This window comes from Mucilaginibacter sp. P19 (genome assembly GCF_050632265.1).
Taxonomy (GTDB): Bacteria; Bacteroidota; Bacteroidia; order Sphingobacteriales; family Sphingobacteriaceae; genus Mucilaginibacter; species Mucilaginibacter gossypii.
In genome coordinates this window covers 5,091,715-5,116,536 of record NZ_CP192586.1, presented here as the reverse complement: position 1 = coordinate 5,116,536, position 24,822 = coordinate 5,091,715, and the positions used below count along the sequence as shown (strand labels likewise).

Annotated in this window: 28 protein-coding genes; 11 read left to right on the top strand and 17 right to left on the bottom strand. The window is 42.3% G+C overall.

The features are described from left to right. Positions 1-18: 18 nt before the first annotated feature. From ACQ86K_RS24885 to ACQ86K_RS24860, 6 genes are all read left to right on the top strand, one after another. Positions 19-783: a lysylphosphatidylglycerol synthase transmembrane domain-containing protein gene (locus tag ACQ86K_RS24885; RefSeq protein ID WP_431198996.1), complete on the top strand. Its 765-nt coding sequence runs from the start codon at positions 19-21 to the stop codon at positions 781-783. Positions 784-883: 100 nt separating this feature from the next. After that, positions 884-2,665 (top strand): aromatic amino acid hydroxylase, encoded by a 1,782-nt coding sequence (locus tag ACQ86K_RS24880; RefSeq protein WP_091166742.1) that lies wholly within the window; start codon positions 884-886, stop codon positions 2,663-2,665. 118 nt (positions 2,666-2,783) lie between these two features. After that, positions 2,784-3,488 (top strand): SDR family NAD(P)-dependent oxidoreductase, encoded by a 705-nt coding sequence (locus tag ACQ86K_RS24875; protein WP_091166744.1) that lies wholly within the window; start codon positions 2,784-2,786, stop codon positions 3,486-3,488. A 121-nt stretch (positions 3,489-3,609) separates the two neighbouring features. After that, the gene (locus ACQ86K_RS24870) at positions 3,610-4,989 is read left to right on the top strand and encodes a PAS domain S-box protein (protein WP_431198995.1); all 1,380 of its coding nucleotides are present in this window, start codon (positions 3,610-3,612) and stop codon (positions 4,987-4,989) included. 146 nt (positions 4,990-5,135) lie between these two features. Then, on the top strand, positions 5,136-5,663 hold the full coding sequence (locus tag ACQ86K_RS24865) for a DUF6624 domain-containing protein (protein ID WP_143020734.1): 528 nt from the start codon (positions 5,136-5,138) through the stop codon (positions 5,661-5,663). 10 nt (positions 5,664-5,673) lie between these two features. Next, positions 5,674-5,802: a hypothetical protein gene (locus ACQ86K_RS24860; protein WP_431198994.1), complete on the top strand. Its 129-nt coding sequence runs from the start codon at positions 5,674-5,676 to the stop codon at positions 5,800-5,802. A 100-nt stretch (positions 5,803-5,902) separates the two neighbouring features. Here the strand turns inward: ACQ86K_RS24860 and ACQ86K_RS24855 are convergent, their stop codons facing one another. Continuing rightward, positions 5,903-6,388, bottom strand: a complete 486-nt coding sequence (locus tag ACQ86K_RS24855; protein ID WP_091166751.1) for a rhodanese-like domain-containing protein — start codon at positions 6,386-6,388, stop codon at positions 5,903-5,905. Between the two features lie 41 nt (positions 6,389-6,429). Between ACQ86K_RS24855 and ACQ86K_RS24850 the strand changes: the two genes are divergently transcribed. Further along, complete coding sequence (locus ACQ86K_RS24850) at positions 6,430-7,047, top strand: class I SAM-dependent methyltransferase (RefSeq protein ID WP_091166753.1); 618 nt, start codon at positions 6,430-6,432, stop codon at positions 7,045-7,047. A gap of 177 nt (positions 7,048-7,224) precedes the next feature. Here the strand turns inward: ACQ86K_RS24850 and ACQ86K_RS24845 are convergent, their stop codons facing one another. The 4 genes from ACQ86K_RS24845 to ACQ86K_RS24830 form a co-directional block, all read right to left on the bottom strand. Next, a complete protein-coding gene (locus tag ACQ86K_RS24845) occupies positions 7,225-7,404 on the bottom strand; it encodes a hypothetical protein (RefSeq protein WP_431198993.1) in 180 nt (59 codons plus the stop codon). Between the two features lie 128 nt (positions 7,405-7,532). Further along, a complete protein-coding gene (locus ACQ86K_RS24840) occupies positions 7,533-7,703 on the bottom strand; it encodes a hypothetical protein (protein WP_431198992.1) in 171 nt (56 codons plus the stop codon). Positions 7,704-8,051: 348 nt separating this feature from the next. Then, positions 8,052-8,315 carry a hypothetical protein gene (locus ACQ86K_RS24835; RefSeq protein ID WP_431198991.1) on the bottom strand — a complete coding sequence of 88 codons (264 nt, stop codon included), beginning with the start codon at positions 8,313-8,315 and terminating at the stop codon, positions 8,052-8,054. Positions 8,316-8,577: 262 nt separating this feature from the next. Then, positions 8,578-8,916: a single-stranded DNA-binding protein gene (locus ACQ86K_RS24830; protein WP_091166759.1), complete on the bottom strand. Its 339-nt coding sequence runs from the start codon at positions 8,914-8,916 to the stop codon at positions 8,578-8,580. Between the two features lie 151 nt (positions 8,917-9,067). Between ACQ86K_RS24830 and ACQ86K_RS24825 the strand changes: the two genes are divergently transcribed. Then, positions 9,068-9,430 (top strand): hypothetical protein, encoded by a 363-nt coding sequence (locus ACQ86K_RS24825; RefSeq protein WP_091166760.1) that lies wholly within the window; start codon positions 9,068-9,070, stop codon positions 9,428-9,430. Positions 9,431-9,443: 13 nt separating this feature from the next. Here ACQ86K_RS24825 and ACQ86K_RS24820 read toward each other — a convergent pair whose 3' ends face one another. Continuing rightward, positions 9,444-9,617 carry a hypothetical protein gene (locus ACQ86K_RS24820; protein ID WP_189549455.1) on the bottom strand — a complete coding sequence of 58 codons (174 nt, stop codon included), beginning with the start codon at positions 9,615-9,617 and terminating at the stop codon, positions 9,444-9,446. Between the two features lie 83 nt (positions 9,618-9,700). On the opposite strand from ACQ86K_RS24820, the gene ACQ86K_RS24815 reads away from it, so the two are divergent. From ACQ86K_RS24815 to ACQ86K_RS24805, 3 genes are all read left to right on the top strand, one after another. After that, entirely contained in the window at positions 9,701-11,257 is a 1,557-nt protein-coding gene (locus ACQ86K_RS24815) for an amino acid permease (protein ID WP_091166763.1), read from the top strand. Between the two features lie 97 nt (positions 11,258-11,354). Further along, positions 11,355-12,518: an MFS transporter gene (locus ACQ86K_RS24810; RefSeq protein ID WP_091166765.1), complete on the top strand. Its 1,164-nt coding sequence runs from the start codon at positions 11,355-11,357 to the stop codon at positions 12,516-12,518. A gap of 12 nt (positions 12,519-12,530) precedes the next feature. Next, complete coding sequence (locus ACQ86K_RS24805) at positions 12,531-13,103, top strand: MarC family protein (protein WP_091166768.1); 573 nt, start codon at positions 12,531-12,533, stop codon at positions 13,101-13,103. 602 nt (positions 13,104-13,705) lie between these two features. Here ACQ86K_RS24805 and ACQ86K_RS24800 read toward each other — a convergent pair. The 11 genes from ACQ86K_RS24800 to ACQ86K_RS24750 form a co-directional block, all read right to left on the bottom strand. Next, positions 13,706-14,878 carry an RNA methyltransferase gene (locus ACQ86K_RS24800; RefSeq protein ID WP_091166770.1) on the bottom strand — a complete coding sequence of 391 codons (1,173 nt, stop codon included), beginning with the start codon at positions 14,876-14,878 and terminating at the stop codon, positions 13,706-13,708. Then, positions 14,875-15,936, bottom strand: coding sequence for an ABC transporter substrate-binding protein (locus ACQ86K_RS24795; protein ID WP_431198990.1), 1,062 nt, complete (start codon positions 15,934-15,936; stop codon positions 14,875-14,877). The genes ACQ86K_RS24800 and ACQ86K_RS24795 overlap by 4 nt, the downstream gene beginning before the upstream one ends. Before the next feature lie 146 nt (positions 15,937-16,082). Then, positions 16,083-17,612 carry a glutamine-hydrolyzing GMP synthase gene (gene guaA / locus ACQ86K_RS24790; protein ID WP_091166967.1) on the bottom strand — a complete coding sequence of 510 codons (1,530 nt, stop codon included), beginning with the start codon at positions 17,610-17,612 and terminating at the stop codon, positions 16,083-16,085. A gap of 540 nt (positions 17,613-18,152) precedes the next feature. Further along, the gene (locus tag ACQ86K_RS24785) at positions 18,153-19,118 is read right to left on the bottom strand and encodes an SRPBCC domain-containing protein (RefSeq protein WP_091166773.1); all 966 of its coding nucleotides are present in this window, start codon (positions 19,116-19,118) and stop codon (positions 18,153-18,155) included. Beyond that, positions 19,115-19,435 carry an ArsR/SmtB family transcription factor gene (locus tag ACQ86K_RS24780; RefSeq protein ID WP_090528388.1) on the bottom strand — a complete coding sequence of 107 codons (321 nt, stop codon included), beginning with the start codon at positions 19,433-19,435 and terminating at the stop codon, positions 19,115-19,117. The genes ACQ86K_RS24785 and ACQ86K_RS24780 overlap by 4 nt, the downstream gene beginning before the upstream one ends. 289 nt (positions 19,436-19,724) lie before the next feature. Continuing rightward, a complete protein-coding gene (locus ACQ86K_RS24775; protein WP_091166776.1) occupies positions 19,725-20,279 on the bottom strand; it encodes a DUF1572 domain-containing protein in 555 nt (184 codons plus the stop codon). 110 nt (positions 20,280-20,389) lie between these two features. After that, on the bottom strand, positions 20,390-20,887 hold the full coding sequence (locus ACQ86K_RS24770; RefSeq protein WP_091166777.1) for a hypothetical protein: 498 nt from the start codon (positions 20,885-20,887) through the stop codon (positions 20,390-20,392). Continuing rightward, the gene (locus ACQ86K_RS24765) at positions 20,871-21,254 is read right to left on the bottom strand and encodes a sigma factor-like helix-turn-helix DNA-binding protein (RefSeq protein ID WP_143020736.1); all 384 of its coding nucleotides are present in this window, start codon (positions 21,252-21,254) and stop codon (positions 20,871-20,873) included. Before ACQ86K_RS24765 ends, ACQ86K_RS24770 begins: the two co-directional genes overlap by 17 nt. A gap of 911 nt (positions 21,255-22,165) precedes the next feature. Next, positions 22,166-23,152: an MlaD family protein gene (locus tag ACQ86K_RS24760; protein WP_091166782.1), complete on the bottom strand. Its 987-nt coding sequence runs from the start codon at positions 23,150-23,152 to the stop codon at positions 22,166-22,168. A gap of 28 nt (positions 23,153-23,180) precedes the next feature. Continuing rightward, entirely contained in the window at positions 23,181-23,822 is a 642-nt protein-coding gene (locus ACQ86K_RS24755; RefSeq protein ID WP_431198989.1) for an ABC transporter ATP-binding protein, read from the bottom strand. 142 nt (positions 23,823-23,964) lie between these two features. Next, entirely contained in the window at positions 23,965-24,681 is a 717-nt protein-coding gene (locus ACQ86K_RS24750; protein WP_431200926.1) for an MlaE family ABC transporter permease, read from the bottom strand. Between the last annotated feature and the right edge of the window lie 141 nt (positions 24,682-24,822).

Genomic DNA, 24,822 nt, shown 5'->3' with positions numbered 1-24,822 from the left:
CCTGGTTAGCTGCCGCTATTGCCTGTTATATCGGGTCGATGCTTTTTTCTGTCATGGCGGTTGTTAAGCTACTTTAAATCCATCGGTTTGCGGTTAGACTGGCGCTTCAACCTGCGTTTATATTTTCTTGGCTTGTGCTATAACGTGTTATTACCCGGCGGTATCGGCGGCGATGGTTACAAAATTTACCTGCTGCATAAACGCTATCATTTGCCTACCAAAAAAGTATTCTGGGCTATCTTGTTTGACAGACTTAGCGGTTTTTGGGCCATAGGGGCCATTGTAGTTGGTTTGGTAATTTTAATACCAAGTTTTCCTTATCATCTGGCCTGGCCGCTTGGTATAGTATCGGTTGGTTCTGTGATCTATTACGCTGTAGCCCGCAAGTTTTTTAAAGAATACACTCACAACTTTATACAGGCCCACTTAAAAGCAATAGGTGTACAAAGTATGCAATTGCTTGCCATTGTTTGCTTACTGCTTGCGCAGGATTTTAACGGCAAATTTGCCCCTTACCTGTTGTCATTTCTTTTCTCATCGCTGGCGGCAATTATACCTTTTAGTTTGGGCGGCGGCGGTATCCGCGACGCGCTGTTTCTTACCCTTGCCCGTCAATTTAACTTAGCCGAAGATATGGCGGTTTACCTGAGCTTTGGATTTTATCTAATCTCAATTATTGTAGCTTTATTAGGTGTATATTATGTATTAGCTCCTAAGCGGCTTGAGGCCAGTCTTAAAAAAGGCGAAGAACCAAAATTGGAAAATCACCCGATAGAAGAATAATATTCTGCCTCTGTTTTAATTTCAGAATAATAAACTGAAACTTGTTTTCATGGCAACCATCTGCTAAACTTGGCGTTGTATTATAAATCGCAAGTTATCAATGAGCCATTTTAATGATTTTAATAATCCGCAGGTTGCGGCATTGCCCGGTCATTTAAAACAATTTATTGTCGACCAGCACTACGAGCATTATACGCCTATCGATCATGCGGTGTGGCGCTATGTCATGCGCCAAAATTATAGTTATCTAAAGGATGTTGCTTACTACCCGTACATTCCCGGCTTGCAAAAAGCAGGTTTAACTATTGAACATATTCCCGATTTACAGGAGATGAATGACGCCCTCGGCAAAATTGGCTGGGGTGCTGTTACGGTCGACGGCTTTATCCCGCCGGCAGCCTTTATGGAGTACCAGGCTTACCGGGTGCTGGTTATAGCTGCGGACATTCGCCAGTTAAAACATATTGAATACACCCCGGCGCCCGATATTATCCACGAGTCGGCAGGGCATGCGCCCATTATTGCCGATAAGGATTACCATGAATACCTGAGCTATTTTGGATCGATAGGGGCCAAGGCCATGTTTTCGGCACAGGATTTTGAGCTTTATGAGGCTATCCGGGCTTTATCGATATTAAAAGAAATGCCCGATGCCGATGAACAGGAAATCCTTAAAGCCGAAGAGCTGGTAACTTATTGCCAGGAGAATATGGGTGAACCTTCGGAAATGGCGTTGCTAAGCCGCTTACACTGGTGGACGGTAGAGTACGGCTTAATAGGCACTCTTGAACAGCCAAAAATCTATGGTGCAGGCCTGCTTTCATCTATCGGTGAAAGTTCAACCTGTATGAATAAAGATGTACAAAAGCTATGGTATACTATTGACGCTGTTAAATATCCTTATGATATCACCAAGCCACAGCCCCAGCTTTTTGTAACCCCCGATTTTCAAAACCTGATCAGCGTGCTGGAAGAGTTTGCCAATACGATGGCTTTCAGAAAAGGTGGTGCTTACGGATTAAACAAGGCTGTTGAAAGCAAAAATACCTGTACGGCTGTTTACAGTTCGGGCTTGCAGGTTTCGGGTAACATTACCGATTTTAAGACAGATGCAGCCGGCAAACCTTATTTTATAAAAACCACCGGCCCCACCGCGCTGGCTCTGAACAATAAACAGTTAAGAGGCCATGGTAAAGATTATCATAAAGATGGTTTCAGCTCGCCGGTTGGCAAATTGAAAGGCTATCACGATACATCTTTGGAGGATTTTTCGGAGTATGATCTGAAAGCGGCGGGTATAATAAAAGGGCTGGGAACCGAACTGCATTTTGAAAGCGGGATCACCGTAAAAGGCATTGTTAAAAATATCCTTTCAGAGGCTGGCAAAATCTGCCTGGTCACTTTTGATAACGTAACCGTTACTGATGATAATGGAACGGTGTTGTTTGATCCGGCCTGGGGCGTTTATGACATGGCTGTTGGCGAAGAGATCATTTCGGTATTTTGCGGAGCGGCTGACAGGGAGGCTTATGAAACCATTGTTTATAAATCCAAAACAGAAACATACCACGCCCGGCATGATCATAAAACCAAAGAACTGCACAGGCTTTACCAGCAGGTACGCAATTGCCGCACAAATCATGGCGATTATGGCTTTTTAGGCAATGTATGGCAGCAACTGCAAAAAGACCATCATGATGACTGGCTTTGTGCCCTGGAGATACTGGAAATACTTGACCATGAAGGCGTAGACCCGGTGTTAGCAGCCGAAATCAAGCATTTTCTTGAAGAAAAGGGCCGTAGCGAGCCTGAATATGGTAAGCTCATCAGCGACGGCTTTTACCTGATTAAACACCCGGTTGAGCAAAAATTGGTAGTTTAGCGTTGATTTATCATCTTAGAGGATAAATCACGCGTCATTGTGAGGAACGAGGCAAGTACGCGTGGGAAACGAAATTAATAACAAATAATCATTCCCCCTTTAGGGGGTTAGGGGGCATATGAACATCATAATAACCGGCGCCAGCAGCGGCGTGGGCTTTGAAGCCGTAATTGAACTGATACTTTCGGGCAGCCATAAGGTGATAGCGCTGGCCCGTTCACAGGATAAACTGGAACGTTTGCTGGAGATAGCACATGGTTTAAACCCCGATTGCCAATTGTTTGCCTTGAAATTTGATATAGTGCATGATGATTATGAAGGTTTGCAGCAGTTTATCGCTTCGCATTTTGATAACCGGGTTGATATTTTGATTAATAATGCAGGTGTGCTTATCAATAAAGCGTTTACCGAATTACGCGAGTCGGATTTTGTAGAGATGCTGCAAAGCAATTTTATTGGTCATGTACGTGCTATCCAGGCATTGCTTCCTTTAATGCCTGCGGGCTCGCACATTGTTAATATTGGCAGCATGGGAGGATTTCAGGGGAGCGCTAAATTTCCGGGCCTCGCGGCTTACTCAGCAAGTAAATCAGCATTGCACACGCTAACCGAATGTTTAGCACAGGAGTTAACCGAACAAGGGATCAAAATAAATTGCCTGGCTTTAGGATCGGCGCAAACCGAGATGCTGGAACAGGCTTTTCCGGGTTATCAATCGCCCGTAATGGCGTTTGAAATGGGTAAATATATAGCTGATTTTGCTTTAACCGGGAGTAAATTTTTTAACGGGAAAATAATACCCGTAGCAGCAAGTACTCCCTGAAATATTAGATAATATTGCAAACATTTTTTATAACTTAGTTATTATAAATATGTTTATGCCTGCTGCGTATGGACACAAGGTTTACGTCACTCTTTACTCATTCAAAAGATATTTTTTTGTCATGGATATGAATGGCGTGATCATGCATACCAATCATGCTTTTCGTAATATCCTTAACTACAGCGATGATGAATTAACAGGCATCAATATCGAGGCCCTGTGCCATCCGGCAGATAAAGAACGCCAGGCAGAATCACAGGGCAGCCTTCTGCTTAATAAAAAATTAGTTGGTTACCAAAGCCGTATTAAAGCAAAAGACGGATGTTACTTTAGTATTATCTGGTCGGTAATATTGAATGAGGATGATAACCTGATTTATTCAAGCGGTAATACACTTGCCGGTATGATTGCCCAATCGGCAGATGATATTGTTCAGCATACCATTCAAAGCCTTAATGAAGGTTTTATTGTACTTGATGCCAGCTGGAATATAATTTCCTTTAACCCGGCCTTCCAGTCCATGACTAACCTTAGCTTAACCGAACTTGATCAGGCCAATTTTATGGAGATTAAAAGTCTTGGTTTAACTGAAAGGGTAGAGAACGAGTTTCAACTTTCATTAACCTGCAAAAAATCAACACAGGTACAATATTTAAATGCAAATTCAAACAGCTGGCTTCGCATCAATATATACCCATATCAGGAACATCTGGCTGTTTTTGTACGTGATATAACGGAAATAAAAATGCAGGAATGGGTATTAGAGCTTGAAAAAAGGGTGCTGGAGTTAAATGCTGCATCGCAATACACACTGGCACAATCTGCAGGCGAACTGCTTATGGGAATTGAAAGGATTTTCCCGGATATGATCTGTTCTGTTTTGGAAGTTGATGATGCACAGGAAAAATTGCATACGCTTGCCGGTCCGCGTCTGCCGCAGGCTTATAGCGATCAGTTAGAAGGCTTATTAGTAGGGCCAAATGTAGGGTCATGCGGTACGTCGGCATTTCACCGCAAGCAGGTTATTGTAAGTGATATCGAAAATGATCCCCTGTGGGGCGATTATGTGGGGCTTGTTAAACCCTACGGCCTTAAGGCTTGCTGGTCATCGCCGGTAATGAGTTCAAAAAATACCAAAGTTTTGGCTGTGTTTGGCATTTATTACCATACAGTACGTGAGCCAAATGATGATGAGTTGAGTATTATTGAGCGCACTGTAAATATTCTGAGAGTGCTGATAGAAAGCAAAAAGACCGAAGATAATATACGAGAACAAAATCATAGGCTGCAAACCATAGCTAATATCAGCTCGCATGAGTTGCGCAAACCGGTTGCAACTATCTTAGGTTTAGTTAATTTGTTTGATAATGAAGATCTTCAAAACCCGCTCAATAAAGAGATTATCGGGCATATTGATACAACATCGCAGCAACTTGACGGGGTTATTCATTCCATTGTGGAAAGAACGGCATATATCAGGGCTTCCGAGGCTGATATGTAAGTGGTGCTTTTAATCGGTAGTTATATTTTTTATACCTTAAAGTAAATAATAATGTAAAAACGGCCGATCTTTATCCCATGATCGTATCCTGGGGTAAAACGCAGATATAAGTAATCAGCAAATGAGTGGATATAAGCCTGTGCAGAATGAAATATTTGATTTGCATTAGTTTCTTCTTATTTGTGTGTGCAGCTTCTTTTGCGCAGGTTACCACATTCACCATTGACAGTAGTAAGTTAAACAGATCGTTAATGATTGTTTTGGATTCCGTTTATCAATCAGACCAATCTGTTAGAATAAAATATCTGTGGGCAAAAAGAGATAATGCACAAATCAATGTTGCCGATAGCCTGCAAGAAGTTATGCATAAAACCGACAGTCAAAATTTGATCAGGGTGAATGCTATACTAACAAAGTATGGTTGGCTGGGGCCGCAAAAAGTAGGTATTACGGGAAGTCAGGTACTGTTCCTGGTAATCCAACATGCCGATTTGCAAACGCAGCAAAACTATTTACAAATGATCAGAGCTGCGGAAAAAAATGGCGAAATACTTTCAAGCAACCTTGCTATCCTTGAAGACAGGATCAATATGCGGACCGGCAAGAAACAAGTTTACGGTAGCCAAGGATTTACAGATAAACAAACAGGCAAGATATATATATCCTATTGCTGATGTTGATCATTTGGACGAGCGACGTAAAGCAATGGGGATGCCACCAATGAAAGATTATGTTAAAAATTGGGACGCCGGGAAATATAAGAAGCAACTGCCCGAGATAGAGAAATTAGCCAGGGAGCAGGTTGTTAAATGACAATACCGGCATGGATGGAAATTACATTATAATTAAAATAAGGTTTCCTCTAAAAATGATGCAAGGCCCTTAGTAATAAAGCAAGGGCTTTGTTTATATGCTATTTATTCGTTTGTTTCTTAGCTATCGGATATCCTCTGGAAATCCAATTAGTTTGTAAATTTGTAGGAAGATCGAGCACTTTAATCTGAGTGAAGCCATTTTTCGACAATTCTTGATAGGCAGGCTGAATGTTGGGGCATTTGGTAAAAGGACAGCACCCGCAGTAAATAACTACAGGCTTATGCTTAGGTAAGTTTGTTAATAGTTGCCGCAGTTTTGTCATGTTCCGTTCATCGCTCACTGCACCTATATGTAAGGCTCCAGGCAAATCTTCAACTGCTCCAATGTTCAGGATTGCTATCTCTTCCTTTCCCGACTGTATAAAACCAGCCAAAACAGAAGGTTCAAGTAATTCACTCTTTTTCCAGGGATATCCGATTTCGGGCATCTTTAAGGGTTGATTTGATATTTGCGCTTTGGTTTGGAAAGATATTGATATAAGGAAAAATAAACTTATAAGTGAGATGGAGAAAATGTGTTTCATTTTAATTATCTGATATTTGCTGTCAAAGTTCAGAATTATTTATGAAAGAAAATAGGCAAGGGCATTGGGAGCATGTCTACGCAACAAAATCATCTAATGAGGTAAGTTGGACACAAACCGTCCCACAAACATCATTAAATTTCATTCATAGTTTCAACCTTCCTAAAGATGCCAAAATCATCGATATTGGAGGAGGCGACAGCAACCTGGTTGACCATCTTTTGAATGAAGGGTATCGTAATATTTCGGTGCTTGATATCTCCGAAGCCGCACTAAACCGCGCAAAGATGAGACTTGGACCGAAGGCCAATTTGGTAACATGGATTGTTTCAGAAATCACCGAATTTAAGCCGTCAGAAATTTATGATGTTTGGCATGATCGCGCCACTTTCCATTTTTTAACCACGCAGCAACAAATTGCGTCATACATTTCCATTGCGCGCAACGCAGTTAAACGTAACCTTATTGTAGGTACATTTTCAGAGAATGGCCCTGAAAAATGTAGCGGCCTTTCGGTAAACCGATATTCTAAGTTGCAACTGGAGCAGGTCATGTCTAACGGTTTTCAAAAACTAAAATGTATCAACGAAGATCATATTACACCATTTAATACGGTGCAAAACTTTATATTTTGCAGTTTCGAACGATGTTACACATGAAAAAAGCTCTTTTTCTAACGCTATGTATATTATAAAATAAGTTTCCTCTGTGTGTTCGCAGAACAAACCTGGATGCTGTCTATATAGTTGGGCAACTTAGGTTATAGACTATTATTTCTAAAATGTGTAAGTTAATATTATATCCTGATTAAACAAATGTTTTCCTAATTGCGATTATCATTGGTTTTCGTCGTAAATCCGAACGTAATTTGCAAATTCCGTATTTTGTAAGGCTACTTCAATTACAGTCTTAGCTAAGTCAAAATCTATTACTAAACAGCAAACTTCCATTGTTCCGCCACCAGTACTTCCGCCGTCACAATGTCCAAGACCTGTCCATCCTAAAACCTCGTCCATTTTGTTTTGAAGTCTTGTTCTTTTTTCAATGTCTTCTGGAGTCCCTATACCTTCAATTATATATTCGATTAAAAGTGTGTAGTGATCATCTATGTCAACGTGTCTATAACCTTCGTCTATTTTTTTGTTTATGATCGTTTGGATTTTTTTCGAAAGCTTGATAGCAAGCTTGAATGTATTTCTTCATTTTGCCCTACTTCGCCGACAATTCCCCAGTGAATTAATCCTGTTTTATCATCTTTATCCCAGGTTTCCCAATAGTTTATCACCGCGGCATCTTTTTTATATAACTTTAACATGTATCAAGCGTTAAGTATTTAATTACTATTTGTTGTCATTCGTTTTTAGACGATATCTGCGCCCGCATACCCTCGGGATTAAGCCTCTGCGTTTGATCGATACCTTTAATTGAGGGTCTATGCTTACGTGGTTTGTAATTCAAGCGAAGATGATTGCACTTTAATATATGTTTTTCTTAATCAGTCGGTGACTTCTGAATTCAATAACGTTTTTCGCAAAACAATCTACAATAGCATATATTGTGGCGGTTGTATAGTTTCGGGCTTTTGAGTCAACGGGGTGATAGCTTCCTCCAATAACTTCAAAAATTAATGGGATGTCTTCTCCTCTTATACCTTCAAGGTAACTTATAAAAAACGTAATGCATGTTCACCCGCCTCTTTGGCTCCCCATTCATCAGGTAATTGGTCACTGTTTAGATTCCAAATCATCTTGGTATCGTACTCCAATGATTTGTAGATTTTGATTTCAATATGTCCATAATTTTCGTTTCGCCTTACGTACAGCCCTTTTCCTTCAACAGGGCTTAAATCCCAATCTGATAAGTGCTTATTTATATGGAAGAGTCTATGGGCTTTCATCATTACTCCATATAGTCGAATTTCTTTCATGGTTCAAGATAGCTAAGTAAATCTAATCATAATCAGCAAGACTAAGTGTTTGAAAGAATTCCATTGACGTATTTGACGACAAAGAACATCAAAGTAATAACAAAAATAAGTTTCCTATACGTTCTTATAAGAACAAGCCATGACGTTGTCCTGTCGTATAGGAAACTTGGGATTATTCATCCTTTGGAGATACCAAACCAACCGCGTTCACAGGTTTTACCCGCCAATGCCCTGTAGCCTTAGGCACCTCGCCCTTTTCTTTTCAGCCTTTAACGCCCACTTTTAAAAATTCGTTAACCACTATTTCGGATACGTAACGTTTAATGCCATCCTTATCGGTATAGTTGCGGTTGGTCAGTTTGCCTTCAATGGCCAACTCATCGCCTTTTTTAAGCAGGTCTTCGGCAAGTTTGGCTTGTGTGCCCCAGAAAATCAGGTTATGCCATTGGGTATCGGTTATTTTTTCGCCTTTATCATTTTTATAGCTTTCGTTGGTGGCGATGGAAAGGCGTACCATTTTTTTATTGCTGTCGAATACTTTTACTTCCGGGTCCATACCTAAGTTGCCTACCAGGCGCACACTGTTTCTTAATGAGTTCATCGTTTTAATATTTACTGTTTAATGTTTGTTTGAATTAACGATACAAAGGTGGGGAGGGCAAGAAAATTTAACCGGATATTAACCGTTTATAGTCGATAGTATCCGTTTGTAAGCGTTTGCAAACGGATAAATTAATCGCTATCTTTATGTCATGAACCAGGAAAGAGTATGCTTAGATTGTGGTACACCACTACAAGGCCGTGCCGACAAAAAGTTTTGTAATGATCTGTGCCGCAATAATTATAACAATCAGCTTAACAGTAACAGCTATAACCTGGTGCGTAATATCAATAATATCCTGCGCCGTAACCGCCGTGTGCTGGAAGAGTTGAACCCAACCGGCAAAACCAAAACAACCCGTAAAAAACTCACCGCAAAAGGTTTTGATTTCGACCATATTACCAGCCTCTATCAAACTAAAACCGGGTCGACCTATTTTTTTAATTATGAGTACGGCTACCTGTTATTAGATAATGATGAAGTATTGCTGGTGAAACGGGAAGGGGAGCAATAACAGTGGGCAGTTTTCAGTGAGTGGCAGTAACAGTTTGCAGTGAGCAGCAGTTCGCTGTAAGATTTGCCGGTTTATTTGCTTTGAGCTTTAGGCGTTCTGCATTCAGCTTTAAAATCTGATTCTCTATAGATTTAATAGCATTTAACAGTTTAATATTTTGATAATTAATACTTAACTGTTGTTTCATTCGGCGCTTTATGTTTTCAATAAATTTAAGTACGTTTGGGGAAATGTAAATTTTTAATTTTTGACTGATCTTACTAATTTAAAATGAAATTATTTATTAAAAAACCGATTGCTCAACTAATGGCTGCTTCGGCAGAGACGGAGAAGTCGCTCAAGAGAACCTTAGGCGTTGGCTCACTTATAGCACTCGGTATCGGCGCAATTATAGGTGCCGGTATTTTCGTTCGTACGGCAGCCGCGGCAGGTGAACATGCCGGCCCTGCGGTTACCATCTCTTTCCTTATAGCAGCCGCCGGTTGCGCCCTGGCCGGATTGTGCTACGCAGAATTTGCCAGTATGATCCCCATCGCAGGATCTGCTTATACCTACTCTTACGCTACCATGGGCGAGTTTATTGCCTGGATCATTGGCTGGGATTTAGTGCTTGAATACGCGCTTGGTGCCGCTACAGTTGCAATTGGCTGGTCGCAGTATTTTAATGAATTTTTAACCACTTTCTTTAACGTGCATATACCATACGCATGGTCGCACTCGTTTATGGAAGTGTCAAATACCACTGCAGGTATGTACGCCGCCGAGATGGGTACAAGAGGTATCGTTAACCTGCCGGCTATTCTGATCCTGTTCCTGTTAACGCTGTTATTGATTCGTGGTACTGCAGAATCGGCAGTTGTGAATAATATCATCGTAATTGTAAAAGTTGCCATTGTGTTGATGATCATTGGTTTAGGCTGGCACTTTATTAACCCGGCTTTCCATACCCCATATACCATCCCTGCCGATGCAGGAAAAATTAAAGTGAGTGCCGGTGTAGTTGACTATGCCGATACCTTTAATCACGGATGGCTTGGCGTATTACGCGGTGCAAGCGTTGTGTTTTTCGCCTTTATCGGTTTTGATGCTGTTTCAACTGCTGCTCAGGAAGCTAAGAACCCGCAGAGAGACATGCCAAAAGGTATTTTGATATCATTGGTGTTTTGTACAGTACTTTATATCTTATTCTCGCATGTGTTGACTGGTTTAGTGTCATACAAAGATTTCCTTATCCAGGGTAAAGAAGCTTCAGTAAGCTATGCTATCAAAACCGCTATGCCTGGTTACGGTTGGTTGGCGTCATTTGTTACTGTATCTATACTTGCGGGCTTCTCGTCTGTGATCCTGGTAATGCTTATGGGCCAAACACGTGTATTTTATACCATGAGTACAGACGGTTTAATTCCTAAAGTATTCTCAAAACTACATCCTAAATTCCGTACCCCTTATAAATCGCAATGGTTATTCTTTGTGTTCGTATCATTATTTGCCGGTTTTATTCCCGATAAATATGTAGGCGACATGGTAAGTATCGGAACGCTTTTCGCTTTTGTGCTCGTATGTATAGGTATCCTTATCTTAAGGAGAACCGATCCCGACATTGTACGCCCGTTCAAAACTCCGGCTTATATGATAGTTTGCCCGCTTGGTGCCCTCATATGCCTGTGTATGATTGCGAGTGAAGGCTGGGAAAACTGGGCAAGGCTTATCGTTTGGTTATTGATCGGTTTTGCCGTTTACTTTGGTTACAGTATCAAACGTTCGCATGTACGCCATGGTAAAGTTGAAGGTGCCAATAACCCTATCAACCCTAAATTTGTTGAGTAATCATAACAATGTTATCATAAACAAAAAAGGTTCTGAATTTTCAGAACCTTTTTTGTTACATTCTCTTTTTATACCAGTAAACCAATAAAACCGCTTCATGAAGGGCGATAAAAACCTGTGGGTATTAGTATTTGTATGTATCATCAACTCGTTAGGGTTCGGCATTATTGTACCGATACTTTACTCATACGGTAAAACCTTTGGCGTTACCGGCGAAACATTAGGCATCCTCACCGCTTCCTTTTCAGTAGCTCAGTTTTTTGCCACACCGGTTCTGGGTTCCCTGTCTGATAAATGGGGGAGGAAGCCTTTGCTAGTGATCAGCCTGGCAGGTACCTGTATTTCCTTTATCCTTTTTGCCGAAGCGAGGAGCATGATCATGCTTTTTGCAGCCCGCATCCTTGATGGGCTTACCGGCGGTAATGTATCCGTGGCGCAGGCCATGGTATCGGATACGGCTAAACCCGATAACCGTGCCAAAAGGTTCGGCATTTTGAGCTCGGCCTTTGGCTTTGGCTTTGTGATTGGGCCGGCTGTGGGCGGCTTCCTTAACAGGTACGGTATGCAGGTACCTTTCTTTTTTGCGGCGGGCATTTCACTTATAGGCACACTTTGCAGCCTGTTCTTTTTAAAGGAAACCAACCCGCCCGATAAAACGAAAAAGAATTCAGAAAAAACTAAATTTTCGTTTACCTCGCTGATAACTACCCTTAAACGACCGGTTATCGGCACAGCTGTGTTTACCGGTTTTATGCTTACCATGGCGCAGTTTACCATGATCATAGCATTTCAAACTTTTACTGTTGATGTACTGAAGATCAACCCCACGCAGATCGGTATTCTGTACGCAGGTTTCGGCGTGAGTGGTATTATCATGCAGCTTTGTGTGCCGCTGTTCACCAAATGGTTTTCATCTAAATCAATGATCCTGTTGCTCTCTACTTTTCTTTGCCTTGCGGCGATGTTTGTAACCGGGCTCACCAATCATTTTATTCCTTTTGTTATAGGTATTTGTATTTATGGCTTGTTTAACGGTCTGCGTAATCCTATGCTCAACGCGATAATTGCCGATCATATTGATCATCAAGAGCAAGGCAAAATATTGGGCATCAATCAGTCATATGCTTCCATTGGTCAAACCCTTGGTCCGGTTACGGCCGGCTTTGCAGCTTTGCTATCGGTACATGCTATTTTCTTCTTATCTTCATGCTATATTTTAGCTGCGTTGCTGCTAAGCATCCGGTTAAAGAAAAAAGAATAAATTTAAGAGACCATGCCGCACCCATTTATTTTTAAGGAGATCATTTCGGTTACGATGATCCTTTTTGCTATTATTGATATTTTGGGTGGTATACCGGTAATTATCCAGCTCAGGCAACGTGTCGGTCATATCGAGTCGGAAAAGGCCAGTATAGCCGTGCTGGTGCTTATGGTAACCTTTCTTTTTATAGGGGATGAACTGTTAGCTGTAATAGGTCTGGATATTTCTTCATTTGCGATAGCGGGCTCACTGGTGATTTTCATTATAGCCATGGAGATGATCTTAGGTGTCGATTTTTTTAAAGAGGAATTACCACAGGCTGCATCCATTGTACCGCTTGCTTTCCCGCTTATTGCAGGCGCCGGTACCATGACCACGTTGCTCTCCCTTAAATCGCAATATCAAACGCAGAATATCCTTGTAGGTATTGTACTGAATACCCTTGTGGTTTATTTAGTACTTAAAAACGTAAAATGGCTTGAAAGGCTGCTTGGTCCGATTGGGTTAAGCGTGCTGCGTAAGGCCTTTGGGATAATTCTTTTGGCGATAGCTATTAAGCTGTTTAGGAGTAATACGCATTTGTAATCCCCTGATTTGTTTGAATATTTTAACCTGAACCAATGGACGAAGAACTAAAAAGGAAAGCCTACCTGCAAGCTTCAAGATTAAAAAACGAGGGCCTTGACAATGAGGTAATTTATGCCGGCTCGAAAAACAGGCTATCCCTGCTGATTTGATAGAACAAGTACTAAAAATTTAACTGCTCAAAAGATAGTTGACGTTAATAACGCGCAAAAACCATTCTTTAATTTAGCGCTATTAAAAATAGGAGTCGGTGTTCTTTTAGCTATTGTTTCAATGGTGGTTGTACCCGGTCAAATTATTTTGCCTATTGGTTTAATTGCAGGGGGATTATTACAGCTGTGATAAAAAGACCAATGTGAAATTCTCTGAGATGAGTTTGCAGAGGCACAAGTCAGCCTCCACGATATCCCCCTATTCAAGACTTGCGTCAAAGGGTACTATAGTATTCAATACTAACGCTGTCGCTCGGCTCCAGCCGAGTGACGATTATCCCCAGGCCTCTGGCCTGCGCGCTTAAAAAGGCTTAGCAATTCGACGGCGAGACGCCGCTTAATAGTGGTCACTCGGCTGGAGCCGAGCGACGGCAGCAATTATATATTTTATTAAACAATAGGAGAAGGGCTTAATCTCGCCACAAACATGGTATCTGCTTTACGCTCATAGCCTTTTAATACCGCTTTCTCTTCCAGTTTTAAACCAAGCTCGTTTACTAAATAATCAACTACATCTTCATTCTCACCTTTAAAGGCAGAACAGGTAATGTAGATGAGCGGCTTACCGGGCTTGAGGTATTTTACTACGTTTTGGGCAATACTCTTCTGAAGCTTTTGGAAAAACTCGATCTTGTGCATATCAAACTGGGCTATCATTTCGGGTGTACGTCCCCAGGTGCCCGAGCCACTGCAGGGGGCATCCAGGATGATCCCGTCGAAAGCGTAGTCATGCATCACTGAATCAATGTTTTGGGTAAGATCAAGTGCTTTTTTCTGGTATTTGGTTAATCCGGCCAATTGAAAGCGCTCATCAAGGTTGGCCAGGATAGATTCGCGGATATCGGATACAACCAGTTTAATATTAGGCTCATCCTCATGCAGTAATAGTGATTTACCGCCCGATGCCGCGCAGGCATCCCACCAGCTATCCCAGCGCTGAGGCTTAAAATAATTCCCTGTTTGCTGCGATGAATAATCCTGCACCTCAAACCAGTGTTGTTTAGGAAATATGGTTTCGAGGCGCGTACCGTTTGGCAGCGAATAACAGCCATTACCTTCGTCTTTAAATACAACCTGGGCTTTGGTTAGTTCGGCTTTTACCAAATGATCATAACCGTTGCGCACGCGGATAAACAGATCGGGCTGGCAAAAAAATGATTTCAGAAAAGCTTCTTTATCAATCCCTTCTGAAAGCTGGCTGCTCCATGGGAAAACATCTGCCAGTTTAAAATCAGGGTAGGCGGTTTTTACAAGGGCCAGTTTATCATCGTCACTAAAACCAACACATACAGCCCACTCTGGTTTGAAGTGTTGCAGGTAAGAGTTGGTTTGGGTATTGCATAAAAATTCGGCAACCAGCAGCCGCTCATCTTCAGAAACATCAGGCAATGCCCTGCCCAGGCGAAAGTAATTGTATACTAACCGGTTGGCAACCCGCCTGTCGGTTGAGCCCATTTGTTTGTTTTGCCGGTAAAAGCCGGGTAAAAATTTACTTAGTGGCGTATCGGCAGGGTATTCACCCAAAATTCGCTGAAACGTTTTAAGCTGATTTATAGCCTTCATTCTACCTGTTTTAGCTCAAAGTTAGTGTACATTAATATATTTACGTGGGTGTTGATCCAGCCCTGCCCCGGCTTTTTGACAAAATGGAAGCCATTATGCAAACCTGTAAAATCCGTTCCTTCTATGGATTGCATGCCTTTATCCGTAAAGAGTAGCTTTCCAAAATACAATCCTTCATCAAAACCCTTAATGGCGTATTCGGTCGGTTCAACGTGATAAGCACGCCTATAGTTACGTAAAAATGTTATTGTAGCCCCCGCTTTGTAATTTATTTTTTCGGTAGAGGTAATATGCGTATTCAAACGTTGTAAAAGTTGCGGTTTCAGGAAACTGAACTTCTCCCAGCTCGGGTGCCCAAACACCATAACCGGATAGTGTTTGTTCAATGTATCTAAAGATCGGAGGGTTACACCTAAAAATGCCTGATCGGTTGCAGGGATCACAAACACATTTTTTTCGGTTTTTGATAGCTGCGGCAGCAGGCTACTCAGTTTGCCCCGTATAACATATACGTTGGTGACCTTTACCTTCTTTTTACTTAAGCTGTCAATAGCCTTTTTAAAGTTAATAGCGTAATCACTTTCCTGGTTAAAGCCCGAACGCAGAATGAAGATTTTTTTAGGTTTAACCGTTCTGTTAATGTATTCGGCAGCGCCCCATGCGTGATATTCAAGCGGAGGAATAGCAGTGATTAAATTTTTGCTTTTAATTGTGCTTGGATTGGCAGGCGATAAAGGAGATAAAATTGGTCCCTTTGAATACGACAATGCGCCGGAGAAGGATTTTACGCCATCCGGGAAAACCGGGCCCACTATCAAATCGCTTGAACGTATAAACGCGTTTAAAGCCAGGTCATGTGCCTGCATGGCTTCGTCTTTCGAGTCAAAGATTTGTAGCCTATAATTATTTCCGTAAGCAGTAAGCGAATCGAGGGCGAGCTTAAATCCCTGGTAATATTCAACAGCGATATTGGCCTGGCTTAATTGTATAGGGCTATATTTTTGAGCCGGATTTAAATGCTCAAGATTCAAAGGCAGGATCATGGCTATAGTAGCCACCTTTTGCTCCGGAGCTTTGACCGGTTTTTCGGAGGTATTATCGGGCTTTTTTCGGTATCAGTCGGTTTTTTACGGTAGTTGCTACCGGCCGCGTTTTGGGTGAACACGCGGCCAGCAGCAAGGCTATGCAAAAAAACGGTAACCACTTATTCCCACTCAATAGTGGCCGGTGGTTTTGAACTGATATCATATACTACCCGGTTAATTCCTTTTACGTTGTTGATGATCTCGTTGCTGATCTTGGCCAGCAAGTCGTACGGTAAATGGCACCAGTCGGCGGTCATCCCGTCAACCGATTCAACAGCACGGAGACAGATCACGTTTTCGTAAGTACGCTCATCGCCCATTACGCCTACCGACTGTACCGGTAAAAATATAGCGCCGGCCTGCCAAACTTTATCGTAAACCCCGGCAGCACGTAAATTGTTTATATAAATTGCATCAGCTTCCTGTAGTATCGCCACTTTTTCGGGTGTGATGTCTCCCAAAATCCTGATAGCCAGGCCTGGGCCCGGGAAAGGGTGCCGACCTAAAATATTAGGATCGATCCCTAAAGCTTTACCTACTTTCCTTACCTCATCTTTAAACAAAGTGTTAAGCGGTTCAACTACTTTAAGTTTCATAAAATCAGGCAGACCGCCAACGTTGTGGTGCGACTTGATGGTAGCTGAAGGACCTTTTACTGATACCGACTCGATAACATCGGGATAAATAGTGCCCTGGCCAAGCCATTTCACATCCTGTACCTCATGTGCGGCATCATCAAATACCTCGATAAACACGCGGCCGATAGCTTTACGTTTCTTTTCAGGATCGGTTAAGCCCGCAAGCGCGTCATAAAAACGTTGTTTGGCATCGATGCCTTTTATGTTTAAGCCCATGTGTTGGTATGAATCAAGTACTTGCTCAAATTCATCCTTACGCAAAAGGCCGTTATCTACAAATATACAATGCAGGTTTTTGCCGATAGCATGGTGCAGCAATACTGCCGCAACCGACGAATCAACACCGCCTGATAAACCAAGTACTACTTTATCATCGCCCAGTTTTTCGCGAAGAGCGGCAACTGTGGTTTCGATAAACGAGTCAGGTGTCCAGTCCTGTTTGCATCCGCAAATGTCAACCAAAAAGTTTTGCAGCAATTGTTTACCGTCAATACTGTGGGTAACTTCCGGGTGAAATTGGATGCCGTAAGTTTGGGTTCCGGTTACCTGGTAAGCGGCAACTTTAACGCTATCGGTACTTGCAATTACCTCAAAGTTATCGCCAATGGTAGCAATGGTATCGCCGTGCGACATCCACACCTGTGAGCCACCGGGAACATCCTTAAATAATGGATTCTCCTTTTTGATATATTCCAGATTGGCGCGACCATATTCACGGGTACTTGATGGCAATACCTCGCCGCCATGAAAATGGGCAACGTATTGAGCACCATAGCAAACACCTAAAATAGGGCGTGTGGTGTGGAATTTTTCAAACTCGAAATGAGGAGCATCTTCCTGCCTTACAGAATAAGGGCTGCCGGAAAGGATGATACCTTTTACAGTGCTGTCAATTTCGGGATAATGATTGAAGGGGTGGATCTCACAATAAATATTGAGCTCCCTGACACGGCGCGCTATAAGTTGGGTGAATTGCGAACCAAAGTCAAGAATGAGGATTTTTTCTTGCATGGGCAAAGATAGGATTTTGATTTCGGAATTGGGAGTTGGGATTTCGGATTTTTTTATTTGATGATTTGCCGATGAACTTGCGCTCATCTGTGATGAGTGCTTAATATGGTTCGGCATTTGTAATGCGAGTTGCGATGCAATCGCTAAGCCACGTTAAGCGCCCGTTTTTAACCTACCGTGTACCCATATCTTATCAAACCTTCTGATTAAACAAAAGTAGTTGTCATTTCGAACGAACCCTGGGCGGGATGGTGCGCTGGAGGTGAGGAGAAATCTTCTACAAGCAGCAAACTCGCTATGTATGGCGTATAAGATTTCTCCTCGCGCCCAGCTTTTCCCTGCGCTGGCTCGTTCGAAATGACATTTTCTTTAATAAAAAGATATGGGTACACGGTAGGTTGCAAACGAGCGCAAGTGGATTGAACAGCGGACCTGAATGGTGTATGCATCAGGGTCCTCTGCGAGAGACCCTGATGGGACGTTAAGCTATATTAAAATCGCAATTAAAATCCCAGTAAACCAACCCCCCCAAATCCCGGTTCAAACGTTCTGATAATTCAGCATCCAGTTAATACCGTATTTATCCGTAAGCTCCGCGAAGTATGCCCCAAAGAACATATCGCTCAATGGCATAGTAACCACACCACCAACCGAAAGTTCGTTGAACAGGCGCTCGGTTTCTTCGCGGCTTTCGGGTTCAACGTTGATGTGCATATTATTGCCGGTCTGCAGTTTAAAGCCCATACTCTCCGGCGCGTCGGTAGCCATCAGTACGTGGCCTCCCATAATGGTAAGTTCGCCGTGGATGATCAATTTTTTATCAGCTTCGTTCATCCGGACCTCAGCCGGTAACTCTATATCGCTGAACCGCGTGAGTTTTTTACCTGTAAACTCACCCTTAAAAACCTCTTTGTAAAAGGTTAAAGCCTCTTCAGTGTTTCCGGGGAAATTTAAATAAGTGGTAACCCTTGCAGCATTGCCCGGTTTCAGATCTTTCCTGATTCTGAAAGCTGTGCTCAGGTAATGATCAAGGTTGCTTAAGCCGGCAGTGAAGCCTTCCTGGAAGCCTATACCAACAATGGTTTGCATATCTTCCACTTTGTCAAAATAGATATCGATGTTAACGGTAGTATGCTCACCCTTGCCGGTAAAGTTCTTCTCCCAGTTCATAACAGGGAAATTGGTATTGGTTACAGCATTTTCGTCACAAAAGGAAACAGCATTGGCAATTTTTTGCGGAGCTACGATGGTTTTATACTCTTCCTTGCACCATGTTGGATGTTCAGTATGCTCCGGGCCAACCATCTGGTATAACCAGTAGCCGCCTTCCCTAAAATCCATGGTTTTTGTTTCGGTGCGATAAGGTTTTGGTGCCCACCACTGGTCAAGAATTTCACTTTCGGTCCATGCCTGCCATACTAAATTGAGTGGCGCGTCAAAAGTTCTTACCACATTAAGCCGTCTGTTTTGCAGGTCTTTGGTAAATACGGTTTCGTTGTTTGTCATGACTGTTTGTTTTTTAGGTTTTGTAGTACGTTATCTAACTGGCTAAAACGGGTTTCCCACAGGGCGCGGAACTGGTCCATCCAAACATCCACTTCTTTCATTTTTTGAGCGTTAAAATGATAATAAATTTCGCGGCCGGTTTGTTTTTGATTAACCAGCTGGCATTCGCTCAGGATTTGGATATGCTTGGATACAGCTTGCCGGCTGCTTTGAAAATGTTCGGCAATGGCATTGGGTGTCATAGCCTGCAAAGCAAGCAAACTAATGATGGCCCTGCGGGTAGGATCGGCAATGGCCTGAAATACATCTCTTCTCATAAAATCTTTTTTGCAACCGTTCGATTGCAATATAAATGCAATTAATTGGTTGCGGAAATTTATTTGGAAAATGTTTTAGAGCTGAGATTGAAAGTTGAGCGTTCTGTGGTATTATTAAAAAATGAAGGAAAATATTTTTTGTAGAGACGCATAATTGCGTCTCCCGAAGGACAAGCCGATTTCAAAAGCGTATCAGGTAACGTAAATTGCAAGCAGGAGACGCAATTATGCGCCTCTACATTCAATAATTATCGTTTTTAGACAGCTTAACTACTTGATGATAGATAAACTATTTCTCATCAGTAAAATGAACTTTCCGTTTTTCCTGGGCGAACTTATCTGCATTATAGTTTTCAGATTGCCCCCTCGGGATAGATAATGAATGCCAGTTTTCATTGCACAACATCTTACCTAAAAAAACTATCTGGCCAACGTGGTAGGGGTAATGGGCCAGCTGCCGGTTAATGGCTTCCATAACTGTATGGCCCTGGTTGCGGATATAGACGATCTTACCGAGATCGTCGGCGGTTAGTTTATCAAGCGTATCAAAAAGGCATTGCCATCCCTGTTCCCAGGTTTCGGTAATTGTTTGGCGGGTGGGGGTAGAAGGGGTAAATTCAGCTTCCCGGTTACGGGTGGGTTTTTCGCCATCAGTAGTAAAAATATCAGTCCATCGGGAAATCATATTGCCTGACATGTGCTTCACGATCATGGCAATGCTGTTTGATTCGGGGTTGTATTGCCAATATAATTGTTCGTCGGTAAGCTGTTCAAACGTTTTTTCGCCGAGGGATTTGTAATAGGCAAACTGCTTTTTTACACTGGTTAGATAGTCGTTTTCCATAAGTTAAAGTTAAGAGGTGGTGGTTTAATAAACAACAAAAAAGGCATCCCTCGGGATACCTCAAATGTTTTTTTAAATAAATCTAACCTCTAATTTCCAACCACCAACCTCTATCTTTTCTTCAATTCCCTGATCTCGGTTTTTAACTCCTGTAATTGTTGCCTGGTTTGACGGTTTTCAAGGTAAAAATATATCGCGAAGCCTAAAAAGATCTTCCCTAACACAAACACAGCAGCAAAGACCCAGCGCCACGATTTATGCAGGCGCATATGGTTCGATTCCGATTCAATCGGGATGAATTGATCTTCGGGAGGTGTTTTTTTATGCTTATTACGGCCATCGTCTGAAGTGCGGAATTTAATTGGTTGTGCCGGATTTCCCTGGTGGATAAGGCCGTCTATCTCATCTTCTATCTTTTCCCACATATGCGGAGGCGGTGCAATAGCCATTTCACCTGCAAGCTTTTCCATGTCAGTTTCCAGTTGCTTCAGGGCTTCCTCCACTTCCGGATGCTTGGCCTTCATGTACATTAGCTCCCTTACTTCCTCGTCGGTAGCTGCGCCCATTACAAAAACTTCAAGAATGCCGCTGTCAATGTATTTTTTCATCGTTCCTCCCGTTCCTGATAATGGTAAAACATTCTTTTAATATTTTCCTTATTTCTTCCGCTGTTTTGTTCAGTTCTTTTGCAATATGCGATGTTGTTTTGCATTGATAATAAATATCGCAAAAAACCTGACGCTGTAATGGTGTCATCAGGCTAATAGGTTTATTATTTAAGAATGGCATACACTGTTCTGCTTTTTTGCCGGTATCATTATCTGGTGTTTCAAAAAAATCAGCCATTTTTTGGCGCGCCATTGTCTGCAGGCGGCAAAATACGTTCATATCTGTTTTTGAAAGCTCTTCTATTTCGTTAGGTACATCGTTAAAAACAGCAATAAGATACTGCTCAGCTACCAACTGGTTTTGCACCACCTCAAAAATATAGCCTAAAAGCGTTGCGGCATAGTTGTCATACAGGGTTCGTATAACCGCCGCCTTGCTCTGGCTGAGGGGGCAGGCGTTTGTAACTGCGGCTTCAAATCAGGAGTCAATTAAAGAATAGTATAAGTTCAATATTTAATCAAATATATAAAAAAATTATATTTTAAGTTAATGAATGATTTGTGCGGGAGTGTGAAGAGTGATGGGGCCTTCGTGATTAAACTGGTGTATTATTTGTATTGTAAATATCATTGATGGTGACTATCGGGCTGCAACATGTTTCGCTGGTACTTGATTCGGAGCTGAGGTGAAAATAAAATTTAAAAAAAGGGAAAGACCTGCATTAACCGATTATATGACCGTAATTGAACATGATATGTGCAGAATCAGACACTTGGAGCGAATGTTTTTTTTGCTTAAAATATTGGTTTTTAATTATTTAAAACAATGGCACGATATGCGTGTATACTAAAGTACAGGCTGAGATTTAACCTGGTTTAGTTGATCGATATCAATGAGATGTTGTCGAGATTGCGTTCCGGGGTGAGATACGGAACGCATTTTTTTGAGGGGTTATCAAACGAAAGTAATTGTAATTTCGAAACGAGGAACGGGTGAGAAATATTATACGCCTGATAAACCTCGCCGTTGTTGGTGTTGTCGCCAACAACTCCGCGCCGCTCAATTACTACGTGGATAGCAAATGGTGATTTCGTGATTATTAGAGATAAAACAGGCAAAAAAGTTGTTGGTGACAACACCAACAACGGCACGAGATTTCTCTTTTGCCCCGGTACCTACGCGCACCCCGGCCCTATCGAAACGACATTTTTTATAGAAGGTAATCTGCGAACAGTAGTCACTAAAAAAGGAAATAGAAATAAGTTTTTAAGTAATTACTATTTTCCTTTCAAACTATCAGCTTTTGCTTTTTCTTTCTTCTTGAAAAAACCTCTCAGGAAAAAGTTATGCTGAACGGCTTCCAGGTCATCATTTAATTTGATAGATGCTGCCTGCAGGTTATTAATGGCCGATTGTGTTTGTACTGCTGCTTTTTGATCGTTTAACAATACTCCCAGCGCATTATCTGTGCTATTAAGCTTATTGCTTGCTTTGGTAAGGTTGCTAGTAAGCGTTGAAGCATTTGCAGCGGTTTGCTGCAGTTGGCCTACCGCCTGTTTAATTTGGGCAAAGGTAGCTGTGTCCGTAAGCATTTTATCGGCAAGACCGCCTTTGGTATTAATTTTTTGGCTAAACTTATTAAGCTGTACAGCCATTAAAGCCGCGCTTTGGGTGGTGGCCTGCAGGTTACGCATAGCGCCACGTAGTTGTATGGCCATGGTACTGTCGGCCAATAAAGCGCCTACAGTGCCTTTGCCTTGCAATATGTTATGGCTTAGTGATTTAAAATCGTTGGTGATGGCTAACAGGTTTTGGTTATTGTCCTGCAGGGTTTTAAGCATATCATCGGTTGACAGCATTTTTTCTGATTGCAATACATCACCATCTTCAATTACCGGAGCCTGCGGGGTACCGCCTTCTATTACAATAAGCTTATTACCTATTAAACCATCTGATCCTATTTTGGCCTTTGCGTTACGACGGATATATTGCTGCGTAGCCTCGTCAACATTCATATAAACCTCAACCTCTGATGGGCCAATGAATTTGATAGCACTGATAGTGCCTACTTTAACGCCCGAAAACCAAATGGCGTTCCCTTTCTTTAAACCGGCAACGTCGGTAAATCTGGCGCTTAGTTTTATATTTTTAACAAAGGCTTTTTGCTGGCCGCCCAGTGTAAATACCCCTAATATGAACAATACGAGCCCAAGTGCCAGGAATATGCCTACTATGATCGATTTTCTGTTTTCTGCTGGATCCATGATAATGGTATATCTTATCTAATTGTTGTTATTCAATAAAGTTGTAATCGTAAAATGGTTTCACCCGGCTATCGGTGGTGTTAAACACCTCGTCGAAAGTGCCGGTGCGCTGAAACTGCCCGTCTAAGAGCATGGCTATCCTGTCGCCGGTTTGCTTGGCGCAGGTAAGGTCATGTGTTATGATGATGGATGATGTATTGTAACGCTGCTGCACCTCGTTAATCAGGTCATTGATTTCGATACAGGTGATGGGGTCAAGGCCGGCGGTGGGTTCATCATACAGCATAACCTCGGGGTTCAGGATCAGCGTGCGGGCAATGCCGATACGCTTACGCTGCCCGCCCGAAAGTTCGGATGGCATCTGGTTGATGGTTTGCGAAAGTCCAACCGCGTCAAGCACCGTTTCAACCGCGGTATTGATCTCCCCGCGGGTAAGGTTACGTTTGTTACGCACCAACGGGAATTCCAGGTTTTTACGCACGGTCATACTATCGTACAAAGCACTGTTCTGAAACGAAAAGCCGATACGGATGCGTAATTTCTGTAAGTCATCTTCGGTAATATGAGCGATATCCTGGCCAAATACTTTTACCATTCCCTCATCGGGTTTAAGCAGACCCGATATGATCTTAATCAGTACCGACTTACCTGTACCTGATCGGCCAAGCACCACAAGGTTTTCGCCCTGGTAAAGGTCAAGGTCGATACCGCGGAGTACGGCATAATCCTGGAACGCTTTTTTAAGCCCCTGATGCTGATAACCGGGTTATTATGATCTGTCTGTACTGCTGCCTTTTTCATACTTCCATAAATTAGCGGAACCAGCCGGTTATTTGTACAATAATAACTTCTTCAATAAACACCAGGAACATGGCGGTAATTACCGCGCCGTTTGCTGCTTTACCTACGCCTTCGGTTCCTTTATTGGAGTTATAGCCCTGGTAGCAGCCCACAATGCCAATGGTAAAGCCAAATACAATTGATTTTATAAGCGATGCCACAAAATCGGTAAAGGTTAGCGGCTCAAAAACTTCCTGTATAAAAGTTGTCCAGGTGGTGCCTTCGTTCATGGTTACATTTAAATACCCACCAAATAAAGCCACAAAGCCTGTATAGGTTGATAAAATTGGAATAGTAAGCGTGGTAGCCAGTACGCGGGTACATACCAGGTATTTAAATGGTTTGGTGCCCGATACTTCCATCGCGTCTATCTGCTCGGTAACGCGCATGGACCCCAGCTCGGCGCCAATGCTTGAGCCTACTTTTCCTGACGCTATCAGCGCGGTAACTAATGGGGCAAGCGCACGCATAATGGCTATGGATACCAGCGAGGGCAACCACGATTCGGCGCCAAATTGTGATAACGATGGCCTTGATTGCTTGGTAAATATAACCCCCACAATAAAACCCGTAACCGATATCAGGGTAAATGAACGCACACCTACTTCATAACACTGGCGTATAACTTCCTTAAGTTCAAAAGGCGGTACAAAAGCTTCTTTAAAAAAGCGGATGATAAACTGGTTTATGCGATAAAGCGTTAAAAAAAGTCGCTCAGGCTTTGTTTAAGCTTCACGAATCTTTTGTTTGTATGCCTGGTTATGCTTTGCGTATTGTCCATTAAAAATGTACTTGTATATGCGTATGGTAACTCTACAAAACCCGCAGGT